The 12,128-nt window shown below is 58.9% G+C and carries 11 protein-coding genes; 7 read left to right on the top strand and 4 right to left on the bottom strand.

The genetic code is table 11. From position 1 onward, the window contains the following. Window positions 1-80: 80 nt before the first annotated feature. Window positions 81-383, top strand: a complete 303-nt coding sequence (locus ACWUI2_RS21485; RefSeq protein WP_486984898.1) for a ferredoxin family protein — start codon at window positions 81-83, stop codon at window positions 381-383. Window positions 384-466: 83 nt separating this feature from the next. Here ACWUI2_RS21485 and ACWUI2_RS21480 read toward each other — a convergent pair whose 3' ends face one another. Then, the gene (locus ACWUI2_RS21480) at window positions 467-1,402 is read right to left on the bottom strand and encodes a YihY/virulence factor BrkB family protein (RefSeq protein ID WP_486984897.1); all 936 of its coding nucleotides are present in this window, start codon (window positions 1,400-1,402) and stop codon (window positions 467-469) included. Between the two features lie 298 nt (window positions 1,403-1,700). On the opposite strand from ACWUI2_RS21480, the gene ACWUI2_RS21475 reads away from it, so the two are divergent. Further along, entirely contained in the window at window positions 1,701-4,010 is a 2,310-nt protein-coding gene (locus tag ACWUI2_RS21475; RefSeq protein ID WP_486984896.1) for a PRC-barrel domain-containing protein, read from the top strand. Window positions 4,011-4,107: 97 nt separating this feature from the next. On the opposite strand, the gene dgcA is transcribed toward ACWUI2_RS21475, so the two are convergent. Continuing rightward, the gene (gene dgcA, locus ACWUI2_RS21470; protein ID WP_486984895.1) at window positions 4,108-5,091 is read right to left on the bottom strand and encodes an N-acetyl-D-Glu racemase DgcA; all 984 of its coding nucleotides are present in this window, start codon (window positions 5,089-5,091) and stop codon (window positions 4,108-4,110) included. Continuing rightward, window positions 5,088-6,089, bottom strand: a complete 1,002-nt coding sequence (gene dgcN, locus ACWUI2_RS21465; protein ID WP_486984894.1) for an N-acetyltransferase DgcN — start codon at window positions 6,087-6,089, stop codon at window positions 5,088-5,090. The genes dgcA and dgcN overlap by 4 nt, the downstream gene beginning before the upstream one ends. A 344-nt stretch (window positions 6,090-6,433) precedes the next feature. On the opposite strand from dgcN, the gene ACWUI2_RS21460 reads away from it, so the two are divergent. The 4 genes from ACWUI2_RS21460 to tyrS all read left to right on the top strand — a co-directional run bounded on the left by ACWUI2_RS21460 (window position 6,434) and on the right by tyrS (window position 11,050). Next, window positions 6,434-7,120, top strand: coding sequence for a response regulator transcription factor (locus ACWUI2_RS21460; RefSeq protein ID WP_486984893.1), 687 nt, complete (start codon window positions 6,434-6,436; stop codon window positions 7,118-7,120). 228 nt (window positions 7,121-7,348) lie between these two features. Continuing rightward, complete coding sequence (locus tag ACWUI2_RS21455) at window positions 7,349-8,029, top strand: response regulator (RefSeq protein ID WP_486984892.1); 681 nt, start codon at window positions 7,349-7,351, stop codon at window positions 8,027-8,029. A 237-nt stretch (window positions 8,030-8,266) separates the two neighbouring features. Continuing rightward, window positions 8,267-9,676, top strand: coding sequence for a sugar transferase (locus ACWUI2_RS21450; RefSeq protein WP_486984891.1), 1,410 nt, complete (start codon window positions 8,267-8,269; stop codon window positions 9,674-9,676). Between the two features lie 93 nt (window positions 9,677-9,769). Further along, on the top strand, window positions 9,770-11,050 hold the full coding sequence (gene tyrS / locus ACWUI2_RS21445; protein WP_486984890.1) for a tyrosine--tRNA ligase: 1,281 nt from the start codon (window positions 9,770-9,772) through the stop codon (window positions 11,048-11,050). Here the strand turns inward: tyrS and ACWUI2_RS21440 are convergent, their stop codons facing one another. Beyond that, window positions 11,051-11,692: a MarC family protein gene (locus tag ACWUI2_RS21440; RefSeq protein ID WP_486984889.1), complete on the bottom strand. Its 642-nt coding sequence runs from the start codon at window positions 11,690-11,692 to the stop codon at window positions 11,051-11,053. A 70-nt stretch (window positions 11,693-11,762) separates the two neighbouring features. On the opposite strand from ACWUI2_RS21440, the gene ACWUI2_RS21435 reads away from it, so the two are divergent. After that, window positions 11,763-12,086 (top strand): hypothetical protein, encoded by a 324-nt coding sequence (locus ACWUI2_RS21435; protein ID WP_486984888.1) that lies wholly within the window; start codon window positions 11,763-11,765, stop codon window positions 12,084-12,086. Window positions 12,087-12,128: the final 42 nt, after the last annotated feature.

The raw sequence follows: 12,128 nt of genomic DNA, 5'->3' as shown, positions 1-12,128 counted from the left end.
CCCCGCAAGTGAAATATAAGAAGGCGCAAACGGCTTCGCCCGGGAGGCGGCCGGAGCCACAACACTTCTCCTAACGAATCATGGCATACGTAGTAACTGAAACCTGTATTGACTGTAAATATACGAGCTGCGCCTCGGTCTGCCCGGTGGAAGCTTTCCACGAGGCACCCGACCGGCTCTATATCAACGCCGAAACCTGCATCGACTGCAATGCCTGCGTCCCCGAGTGCCCGGTTGAAGCGATTTTCCCTGACTACGATGTTCCGGAAAAATCATCCGAATTCATTGAGATGAACGCCAACGAAGCCCCCAAATATCCCGTGATCGTCGAGGAGAAAGAACCACTCAAAGGTCCGAAGTGCGTCGATCCGAACGCCGCCTGATTGTCTCCCGCAATCTTTCCTCCATTGGCGAAGGCTCACCCCTTCGCCATTTTTTTGCGCCCTGTTTGGACGCTGCGGTTGCCTCAATCTTCCACGATCTGCTTTGAGACCCGCGCCGCCGTTTTCTTTGGAATGACCGGAAATCCCCGGCTGCGGACGTAGACCTTGGTGAATTCCGCCCCGAACAGCAGGATCAGCCCCGAATAATAGACCCAAAAGATGATCGCCACCAGCGATCCGGCCGCCCCGTAGGTCGATGCCGGTCCGGCGTGACTCAAATACAACGAGATCAGGTAACGGCCGATCGTGAAAAGCACCGCTGTCAACAGTGCTCCTTTCCAAACATCCCGCCACCGCAGTTGCACGTCGGGCAACACTTTAAAGATCATCCCGAACAACACGGTGAACACCGTCAGGGCGATCAATACGTCCGCTCCGGCCAATACCACCGGGGGCACGGGCACCACTTCCCGGGCGTAACGCAGGATCGCCGTCAATACCGTGCTGAAGATCAACGAAACCAGCAGCAGAAAACCGATCGTCAAGACCAACGCCAGAGACAAGACCCGGCTTTGCAGGAACAAGAGTATACTGCTCCGCGACGGTTTCGCCACCACTCCCCAAATCGAATTGAGGGACCGCTGCAACTGATGGAACACCGTGGTCGCACCGACGATCAACAGTCCGAAACCGACCACGGTCTGAAAGAACCCGGCCACTTCCGGACTCGATTGCAATAGGGCCTCCTCAACTAACTCCGCGCTTTCCCGCCCGATCATCACTTCGATCTGCTCGCTGATCTCGCCCCGCGCCGCATCCGGCCCATAGACGAAACCGGCCACCGCCACCGCGATGATCAAAATTGGCGCCAACGAAAATAGAGTATAAAATCCGAGCGCCGCCGCATGGAGAAACGCCTCGTCCAGCCCCCACTCCTTCACCGCCGTCTTGGTGATGGTCACCCACTCCTTCAGGCTCTTTCTCCCTTGATTGATCTTCAGTTCGACTCGGCTCTTCATGCGTTTCTTCCGTCACCTTAGGTCGGCAACCGCTTCTTGCCAATACGAGATTTTTTTCAAGCCATCCCCGCCCGGCGCATCCCGGCATTCTGCACGACCTTCCCGCGTCGATTCATGCATCCGATTGGCCCGTTTTGGCGCCCCTCCGCTCTGCAAGCCCCCTCTCAGGCTCTCGCTTGTTTGGCACAAACATTGCTACCGGGATCTTGTATAACAACAACGTCCACGCGGAGCCGTTTCTTCAGATGGAATCCGTCCGGCCACGTATCGTGGACTCAACAAATCATGTAAAAAGAAAATGAAAACACCAATCAGGAAACCAGCCATCGCCGCGATGGCAGCGTTGGGTTTCTGCGTGACTTTCGCCACGGCGGAAACCCAGCAGAACCATCTCGAAGGAGAGCGGAACCAAAGCACCCAAGTCCAGACCGAGACCCACGAACGACACGAGTTCGGAGCTCGAACGGAGCAGCGGGAACAACGCGAAGTCGAAATCTACGAAGTCAGCGAACTTGAAGGGATGCGGGTGGAAAGTCGTGACGGCGAATCGCTCGGTTCCATTCACAGCCTCGCCATCGATCTCCATGGAGAACATCCCTCCTTCGTCGTGGTCGAAAGCGGCGGCATCCTTGGGATCGGAGCCGACTTGCGGGTCGTCCCGATCGAGGCCATCGAAATCGTCCAATCCGACGGTTTGATGGGCACTCGCCAGGTCGCCCGTATCGCCATTGATGACGAAGCCTGGGAGCAAATCGCCACTTGGCAGGAGGATGAAATCGTCCATCTCTGCCGGGAAGAACAAGCCCGCGAAATCTATCAAGCCTACAACATTGAATGGGAGGAACGCTCCGTCCAATTCGGCGCGCGCCACGAAGAGAACGAGTCGGAAACGGAGAATCAATCCGTCGAGGGGGTCGAATTTCAGCAACTCCAAGCCACCCAGTCGGGCGATGGTGCCGGCGACGCCGGCGCGGGCGCAGGTGCAACCGGTGCAGGCACGGGCGATGCCGGGGCGGCCGAAGGCCAAACTCAACAACCCGGTCAACCGTCGCAACCGATGACCGAGGAACCGCGCCCCGGTGTTCAGCCTCACCAACCGCAGGCCGAACCGGCCCAGCCCGGAGCCCAACCCCACTCCCCTCCTCAACCGGGAGTCCAACAACAACAACAGCAACAACCCGGCGTCGAGGGGGATGACCAGGAATTCGGAGCCCAACCCGATGCCCGCGATCAAATGGGAACCGAAACCGATCGCCCGGGGATGCAAGAGCAAACCGAACGGCCGGGAATGCAACAGGAGTCGGAAGTCCGTCAACAGGATCAACAAGACTTCGGCGCTCGACCCGGAATCGAGCGTCAACAGGAGACGACCCGGGAGGGAGTCCTGCAACGCCAGCAACAAGGCCAAACCGGTGAAACCCAAACCCAACGTCGCCAACAGGGAACGACCGAGGTGCGGGAAGGGCAGCGGCAGACGTCCGTCACCGAACGGCAGGATCAGATGCAAACCACCCAGGTGGACCGGACCGCCGAACAATGCGAACTGGTTCTCACCAGTAACCTGCGTGGGCGTTCGATCCACAGCGCCGAACAAACCGAACTCGGTTCGGTCGATAATGTCGTCTTCGACTTAAGCAATGGACGGGTCGAATATGTCTTGATCACTCCGTCCACCGGCTTCTTCGAGCGGACTGAGCAGGTTTATGCCGTGGAACCGCGGACCTTCACCACCATCACCCGCGAAGAATTGGTGTTGAACGTCACCCGCGAGCAACTGGAGCAAGCCGAGTCCCTCACCGAAACCACCGTCCGCGAGCGGACCCGTCAAGAGGCGACCGCCACCGGCGAAGGACGCGTTTATCGCTACGACCGCGACGAAATCACTTTCGGACGCGCCGATCGCGAAGCCCGCGAGGACGACGCCCGGGAGGAGGATGCGGAGGATGCGGATCGTCGCGAACAAGACCGTCAGGTCGACGACGAAGACCGCCCGCAACAACAACAGCCGCAACAACAGCAGGAGTTCGATCGCCCCGCCGCGGACGAACAGGATGATGCCGGCGATCGTCGTGGGCCTCCGCCGCACGCGCAGGATCCCGAACGCCGGGGCCCCCCGCCGCACGCCCAGGATCCCGACCGGGATGGGCCGCCGCCGCACGCCCAGGCTCATGGCCGGGACCGTGACTCGGATGAAGCCGCCGACGAGACCGAGTTTGGACAACCCGATCGTGACTCCGAGGCCCGCGAGGAGGATGCGGCCGACGAGTTGGAAACCGACGTCGAAACCGGAGCAGGAGCGGATGCGGAAGCCCGGCCGTACGATACCGAGACCGGCGACGCCGGGGAATTCGGATCGCCAGACCGTGACGTCGAGTCCGATCAACCGGCCGATCAACCGGAGCAAGACTCCCCCGCAGTCGACGCGGAAAACGATCGCGAATCCACTGACTTCCAGGAGCAGCCGGAATTCGGCGGCCTTGACCGGGAACGCGATCTCGATTCCGACCACGAGCCCGTGGATCATGACGACGTGAACGACAGCGACGACAGCGACGACGACGAAGCGGACCGGGATTCGAACCGGCAGCGGGACGACGACCGGCAATAACACTTATAGTTCGGCTTAATCTTCTAGCCGGACGCCATATACGACGAAACAGGAAAGCGGGGGGAGTTCGCTCCCCTCGCTTTTCTGTTGCTCGGCTTCAACCCCAGAGCGCGGGCTCCGGAGGAAATACTTTTCCGCCCTCGAACCGCAACCCTCGCTCGCGGTCCTTCACCAACAAGAGCGGCCCGTCGAGGTCGACGAATTCCGCTTTTCCAGTCAAAAGCATCCCCGGAGCCATCGCCAAAGATGTGCCGACCATCGTCCCGACCATGATTCGAAACCCCGCTTGTTCCGCCGCCGCCGCCAATTCCAACGCCCCGGTCAAACCGCCCGTCTTGTCGAGCTTGATGTTCACGAAATCGTATAAACCGGCCAAACCGGGGAGGTCCGCCCGGGTGTGGCAAGATTCGTCCGCGCAGATCGGAACGGTCCGGGCTACCTCGCGCAGGCCCTCGTCTTTCCCGGCCGGCAATGGCTGCTCGATCATCTCGACTCCGAGTTGGGCCAGGGCGGGAATGAATTCATGGCATTGTTCGAGGTTCCAGCCTTCGTTGGCGTCGACGATCAACCGAGCCCGTGGAGCCGCTTTCCGCACCGCTTCGACTCGAGCCACGTCTCCCGCGCCTCCCAGCTTGATCTTCAACAACGGCGAATCCTGCAACCGCGCCGCCGCTTCCCCCATCGTTTCAGGAGTGTCATAACTGATGGTCACCGCCGTCACCACCGGCGTCGGCTCCGCTGCCAGTCCCGCCAACCGCCAAGCCGGTTGGCCGCTCGACTTCGCCTCCAAGTCCCACAGGGCGCAATCGACGGCGTTCCGGGCGGCGCCGGGCGGCAACGCCCGTTGCAACTCCGCGCGGGTCATTCCCGCCAGCAATCGTGATCGGATCGACTCGACAATCGTCCCGGTTTGGGCCGAATCTTCACCGTATCGCCGAATCGGTCCACACTCCCCCCGGCCGGCGAAATCCCCTTCCCGGATCTCCACCACCACGACCGGAACCTCGGTCCGGCTTCCGCGCGATATCCGGAAAACGCTTCGCAGCGGCCAGACTTCGCTCCTGATCTCCAAGCTTCTCATAACTTCGCGATCCGGTCGACCAGCGGACCTACCCCGGTGGTCATCGGATCGACGCACGGCAAGCCAAACAGATCTTCGATCCGCTTAATCTCGTCAGCGGCCGCTTCCGGAGCCATCATCTGGGTGTTTAAGCTGATCCCGATGCACCGAACGTCGGGATTCGTCAAACGGGCGGAACGAATGTTCCAATCGATGCAATCCTGCAAATCCGGCAAACTCCGGTTCGGCAACCCCCGCATATGCGCCCGCCCGGGTTGATGACACATCACCAGCACGTCCGGTTGAGCCCCGTGCAGCAACCCAAGACTAACCCCGGCGAATGAAGGATGCATCAACGATCCTTGCCCTTCGACGACATCCCAATGATCGGGATCGTTTGCCGGACTCAACATCTCGGTTGCGCCGGAAATGAAATCCGAGACCACCGCGTCCACGGAAATCCCGCTGCCCACGATGAAAATCCCCGTCTGACCGGTCGCCCGGAAATCGACGTTAAAATCGCGGGCCCGCATCTCGTGCGTCAACGCCAAGGCGGTGAACATTTTCCCGCTGGAGCAGTCCGTACCCACGGTAAGGATACGTTTGCCCGTCCGTTTCTCCCCGGTGCCGACTTTCAATTCGATTCGGGGACTCCGAACGTCGTGCAACTTTCGACCGAGACGAGCCGCCTTTTCGCGCAGTTCCGGCACATCGGTCAGACGCATGTGCAAACCGCTGGCCAAATCGAGGCCAGCATCGAGCGCTTTCGACAATTCTCCGATCCACGCCGGCGAAAGGACGCCACCCGCGTTGGCGACCCCGACGATCAAGGTCCGCGCCCCTTGTTTGACCGCGTCCTCGTAAGACAGGTCCGGCAAGCCGGTGTCCGCGCCACATCCGGGCATCTTGATCTGCCCGACGCAGTCGTCCGGACACCACCGGGCGACTCCATACGAGGTCTTCGCGGCCAGGTTGTCGCGCACATCCCCCAGGAACAACAAGTAAGGTTTTTCGATCATCGCGGCGATCATTGCCTTCCGAGTTGGGAAGGCAACCGTTTTACATGGGGATGTTACGAATCGCGGAATCTATTTTTCCGCGAAGAAAAAGCGGGGAAGCCGGGGGTGTCGGACCCGCGATCCTGACACAGCTGGCGATCGTCCCGCTTGTTTTTCGCGCATCATCGGGTCTCTCTCAGAAAAGGTGGCTTGCGGCGACCTTCGACTTGACTTAGATTCTTGAAAGACACGGTACAACGGAGCCTCGTCCCCAAGGAATGAGGACCGGGGCCGGTTGACATTTTCGCCGGAGAATGCAGCATGGAGGACTTCAAAAGGGTGACATTGATTTTTCGCATTGAGGGATGAACGACAAAAACAGGAACAATAGCCGGAATCAGAAGACCAGGGTTTTTCTCGTGGATGATCATCCATTGATGCGCCAAGGGATTGCCCAACTGATTAACGCCCAGCCGGATATGGAGGTTGTCGGCGAAGCGGAAGACGCTCCTTCCGCGTTGAAGGCCATTGAAGCCAACCCGCCCGATGCGGCGATCGTCGACATTTCACTGCGCGGAAGCAACGGGATCGAGCTGATCAAGAACCTGAAGGCCCTGTATAAGTTCCTTCCGATTCTGGTCCTCTCCATGCACGACGAAAGCATCTACGCCCAACGCGTCCTCCGGGCGGGCGCCCTCGGTTACGTCATGAAACAGGAGGCCGCCGAAAAGGTGGTCAACGCGTTACGTCGGATCATGAGCGGGGAGATTTACGTGAATGAAAAAGTGGGGAGTCAAATGCTTCACCAGGCATTGACCGGTCGTGGCAAACCGGACGCCTCCCCCATCGACCGGCTCAGTGATCGCGAGTTGGAGGTGATCCAGGCGATCGGCGAAGGGAAACCGACCCGGGAAATCGCCAGCGCCTTAAATGTCAGCGTCAAGACCATCGAGTCCCACCGGGCTCACATCAAGGACAAGATCGGTCTTAAGAACGCGAGCGAGCTGGTGAAATTCTCGGTCCAATGGGTCGAGAACGAGATGAAGGGTTAACGGAAGTCGCATCCTCATTAGGCTGCACCCCGTATCCCCCTGCCTCTTCCCTCAGTCTTTTCTCGACCTCCACGATAAGGGAGAGGCCCGATTGTTTCCCCCGCTTTTCTCGACTACCCTTTGAGGGCGGTCGAACGCTTCGGCCCGGTTTTCTCGGGATCCGGTTCAAATGATGTTTGTTGCCCGCCGAACTTCCCAATCACTCAAACGATTCCTTTCCAAACACATATGAAAGAAGGCAATCCTGCCAGCAAACGAGCCATTTTCGTGGTCGACGATCACCCGCTTATGCGACAAGGGCTCGCCCAACTCATCAACAGCGAGCCCGACCTATTCGTTTGCGGCGAAGCGGAAGACGCCCCCCGGGCCCTCCGCGGCATCTCCACGAAACACCCCGACCTGGTGATCGTCGATATTTCATTGCAAGGAAATAATGGAATCGAACTCACCAAGAGCATCAAAGCCCTTTACAAGGACCTTCGCATCATGGTCCTTTCGATGCACGACGAGCACATCTATGCCCAGCGGGTGCTCCGCGCCGGCGCCAATGCCTACTTGATGAAACAGGAAGCCCCCGAGAAGGTGGTCAATGCGATTCGCCGCACACTGAAGGGCGATATTTACGTGAGTGAAAAAGTCGGGGCGCAGATTCTCCACCAGATTGTCAACGGGCGCGGTGCGAGCGGTTCTCCGATCGATCAATTGAGCGACCGTGAACTCGAAATCATCCAGTTGATCGGCGAAGGGAAAACGACCCGCGACATCGCTTCCAGCTTGAACGTCAGCGTCAAAACGGTCGAATCCCACCGGGCGCACATCAAGGAGAAACTCAATCTCCGCAATGCCACCGAGCTCGTCCAATATTGCGTCCATTGGGTCGAACAGGAGAATGCGATGGACCGGGGGTAAACCCGCCTGGGTCCCCTTCCCTTTCCTTCCCCTCCCGCACGCGGCTCGCTCATGCGGAGGTAGTTTCTGAAGACAACCTCGAATTTGGGACTAAAAAGCGGCGTCTCTTTCCCGGGACCCGGAAATTTCCCGGCGTCTCACCATTCAACCCACTAAATCGGTTCGTTATTTGCCCCAAGCGACGGGCAGGGAGGCTCCCGATTGGAAAGCGAGAAAGGTGGGTTACTGTATGGCAACATGCTGAGAAACCGCCAGGAAGGATTAACCACGCTTCACGGGATTTGGGTGACGATTATCGTTTCCACCTACTTTCTGCTCCATGTTTGGATCGTCGGCACCACCGGTTGGATCGATCTCCTTCCCGATACCCATCTCTCCCTCTATTTCTTCTGCGTGGTCGGCGGAGTGCTAATCACCCTCCAGGTTTATCAATCCTGGGGGCAACGACTCGGAAACCTGAGTTGGATCGAGGCCAGCCGATTGAGCGCCCAACAAATGCTTCGACTCTCGTTGTTCCTCCTCGCCGCCGCCTTCGCCACCAAAGACGCCTACATCAGCCGCCTTTTCATCGGCTCCTTCCTGGCCGCCGCCGCCGTGATCCTTTTCCTGTGCAATTATTACCTTCCCGGATTTCTCTGTCGGATCGTCTTCAAGGCCAGTTCGGTGCCGACCTTGTTCATCGGCAGCGAAGGGGAAACCGGAAAACTGAGCGCGTGGATTTCGACGAAAGCAAACCTCGGCGTCGAGCCGGTCGGACTTCTCGCCGACGAACCGGATGCCGCTTCCCTGCCCGGAATCCCCCATTTGGGCGGAATCGATAATCTGCCGCAGATCCTGGCCGCCAAACCGGTCGGCCAGATCATCATCATGCAGAATTACCTCTCCGAAGAGCGGACCCGGCAACTCATCGACGTGGCCCAGCGCTACGGTTGTCGAATCCGGATTTGCAACAATTGGGAGAGCGACTACGAACACCCGATCACCATCGACCACGAAGGGGAATACACTTTTTTCACGCTGCAAAACGAGCCGCTCGAAAACCCGGTCAACCGCAGCATCAAACGGGCCTTTGACATCGCCTTCTCCTTGCCGGTCGTCGCCTTCATTCTCCCGCCTTTGATGGCGATGGTTTGGCTGATGCAACGCCGCCAGGCGCCCGGATCCCTTTTCTACACCCAACCTCGTTCCGGCCTGACGAAAAACACCTTCAACATCATCAAGTTCCGGACCATGTACGACATCGATCAAAGTCCGGAACAATTGGCCCGCCAAACCACCCAAGGCGATTCTCGGATCTATCCCTTCGGCGCGTTTTTACGCCGGACCAGTCTCGATGAGATCCCCCAGTTTGTGAACGTCCTGCTTGGCGACATGAGCATCGCCGGTCCCCGTCCTCACCTCAGGCAGCACGACAAGGAGTTCGCCCGCCTGATGAAAACGTATTCAACCCGCCACTTCGTGAAACCGGGCATCACCGGTCTCGCCCAATGCAAAGGTTTCCGGGGCGAGATTTCCGAACCGGCTCTCCTGCGCGAACGGATCCGCTACGACATTTTCTACATCAACCATTGGTCAATCCTCCTCGACATCCAAATCGTCCTGGCGACCATCCGTCAGGTCCTCTTCCCGCCGAAATCCGCCGTTTGATCCGAAGCTTCCGCCGACCGTTCGAAGCTCGGCGCCCAAACCCGTTTTTTATCTTGTGATACGCCCGGGTCGGTTCGATAAAATGGTCCGCTTATGGACTTCATTGATGACTTGGAGTGGCGGGGGTTGATCGCCGATTGCACCGATTTGGACGGGCTGCGCCAGCGCCTCGCAACCGGACCGATCACGCTCTACGTCGGCTTCGACCCGACCGGCGATTCCTTGCACGTCGGACATCTCATGGGCCAACTGACCCTCCGACGCTTCCAACTCGCCGGGCACCGCCCAATCGCCCTCGCCGGCGGCGCCACCGGAATGATCGGCGATCCATCCGGCAAATCGGCGGAACGCAACCTCCTTACCCGCGAGCAACTCGACCACAACGTCGCCTCGATCAAGGCTCAACTCGAACGCCTGCTCGATTTCGATACGGCCGCGAATCCCGCCCGTCTGGTCGATAACGCGGATTGGATCGCCCCGATCAGTTTCCTCGATTTTTTGCGCGACGTCGGCAAACATTTTTCCTTGAACGTCATGCTCGCCAAAGAATCGGTGAAGAACCGGATGGAAGGCAAATCGGGCATCAGCTACACCGAGTTCAGTTACCAACTCCTTCAAGCCTACGACTTTTTCCACCTCCGCCACCACTTGAATTGCGAGCTGCAAGTCGGCGGCTCCGACCAATGGGGTAACATCACCGCTGGCACAGATTTCATCCGCCGGAAGCTCGGCGCCCCGGCTTGGGGGTTTACCTTCCCGCTCATCACCAAGAGCGACGGAACCAAATTCGGCAAAACCGAAGGAGGAGCCGTCTGGCTCGATCCCGCCCGGACCAGCCCTTACAAGTTTTACCAGTTCTTCGTGAACTCCGAAGACGCCATGGTCGTTCCTTACCTGAAGAAGTTCACCTTCCTCTCCCGCGCGGAAATCGAGGAACTCGCCGCCCGCCACGAAGCCAACCCTGGAGCCCGCGAATCCCACAAGGCGCTGGCTCGGGAGGTGACCACCATCGTCCATGGCGAAACCGCCACCCGCGACGCCATCGGCGCCAGCGCAATCCTCTTCGGCGGCGGTTTGGAAGACGTTTCCGAATCAAGTTTCGCCGAGGTCGTCGGTGAGGCGCCGGTTCACCCGATCACCCCCGACGACCTCTCCGGAGAAGGAGCTCCCCTCGCCGACCTGTTGGCCCGCTCCGGGCTTTCCCAATCGAAGGGATTCGCCCGCAAGGAAATCCCTCAAGGCGGGATCTACATCAACAACGAGCGCGCAACCGACGTTCACCGCCGCCTCACCGAGGCCGATCTCTTGTTTGGCAAATATATCCTTCTGCGAAAAGGGAAACGGAATTACCTGGTGCTGCGGCTGGAGGGTTGATCAAAACAACTCCGCCGCCTCGATCCCGCTCAAAACGAACTGGATCGCCACGGCGGAAAAAACGAGCCCCATCAGGCGGCGCATCACCCGGAGCACGATCGGATTGAGCCATGCGGCCCCGTGGGAAGAGACCTTCAAGATCATGAAGGCGACGAAATAAATCACCGGCACCGTCAGGTAGAGCGCGAAATTGTGGGTCATGCTGGTCGCCTGCGTTTGCAGGATGATCACGGTTGAAATCGCTCCCGGACCACATAACAACGGGACCGCCATCGGCGTGATCGCGATGTCGTCCTTTTCCCGCGCCGCTTGTTTTTCCTCAGGGGTCAATCGCAAATCCGCTTGCGGCGAGCGTACCATATCGAAGGCGATGGCGAACAACAAGACCCCGCCCGCGATTTGGAACGCCGCCAACGTGATTCCGAGGGTCGAAAAGAAAAAAGCCCCGGTTATGGCGAAAACCAGCAGGATCCCGGCCGCCACCAAACACGCCAACCGGGCCGTCTGCACCCGAGCGGCGGGCGTGTCGTCCGGCGTCATCGCCAGAAAGGCGGGCACGGCGGAAAGTGGATTGATAATGACGAAAAGTGACACCAACGCCAACAAAAGGTATTCGTAAACCGGCATGGACAGAAATGGCAAAGCCTACCCTCTGTTGCGTCCGAAGTCGAGCGCCGAACGGGTATAGGAAACGGCTCATTTAACTTGCCGCATGAACAGCCACTTCGTGATCGCAGCGTTTTTGACCGGTATGGCGATCGCGCTCCTGGAGCTTGCCTGCACCGGTCAAATGTACGCCCCGACAATCATGTTGGTCATCCAAAGCGGAGCCGAGCGGATGACCGCGCTCGGTTTTCTGTTGATCTACAATATCGCCTTTGTCCTTCCCTTGATCATCATCATTCTCCTGGCTTGGCGCGGACTGCGGAGCGACCGCCTGATGGTCTTTTTCCAGCGGAACGTCGCGACCGTCAAGTTCGCCAATGCGGCTCTTTTCGCCGTTCTTTTCGGATTTTTCCTGGTGGTTTTGATTTAAACCACCGCTTCCAGGAACTCACTCACCGGCGCGATTTCCATC

The sequence above is a fragment of the Verruconatronum alginivorum genome (assembly GCF_056590205.1).
This window is presented reverse-complemented; position numbering and strand designations above follow the sequence as displayed.

Bases quoted from the DNA above. Each gene is read 5' to 3' on its own strand.
- dgcA (WP_486984895.1), bottom strand. From the start codon at position 5,091: ATGAGAAGCTTGGAGATCAGGAGCGAAGTCTGGCCGCTGCGAAGCGTT.
- ACWUI2_RS21460 (WP_486984893.1), top strand. From the start codon at position 6,434: ATGAACGACAAAAACAGGAACAATAGCCGGAATCAGAAGACCAGGGTT.
- ACWUI2_RS21450 (WP_486984891.1), top strand. From the start codon at position 8,267: ATGCTGAGAAACCGCCAGGAAGGATTAACCACGCTTCACGGGATTTGG.
- dgcN (WP_486984894.1), bottom strand. From the start codon at position 6,089: ATGATCGAAAAACCTTACTTGTTGTTCCTGGGGGATGTGCGCGACAAC.
- tyrS (WP_486984890.1), top strand. From the start codon at position 9,770: ATGGACTTCATTGATGACTTGGAGTGGCGGGGGTTGATCGCCGATTGC.
- ACWUI2_RS21480 (WP_486984897.1), bottom strand. From the start codon at position 1,402: ATGAAGAGCCGAGTCGAACTGAAGATCAATCAAGGGAGAAAGAGCCTG.
- ACWUI2_RS21455 (WP_486984892.1), top strand. From the start codon at position 7,349: ATGAAAGAAGGCAATCCTGCCAGCAAACGAGCCATTTTCGTGGTCGAC.
- ACWUI2_RS21485 (WP_486984898.1), top strand. From the start codon at position 81: ATGGCATACGTAGTAACTGAAACCTGTATTGACTGTAAATATACGAGC.
- ACWUI2_RS21475 (WP_486984896.1), top strand. From the start codon at position 1,701: ATGAAAACACCAATCAGGAAACCAGCCATCGCCGCGATGGCAGCGTTG.
- ACWUI2_RS21435 (WP_486984888.1), top strand. From the start codon at position 11,763: ATGAACAGCCACTTCGTGATCGCAGCGTTTTTGACCGGTATGGCGATC.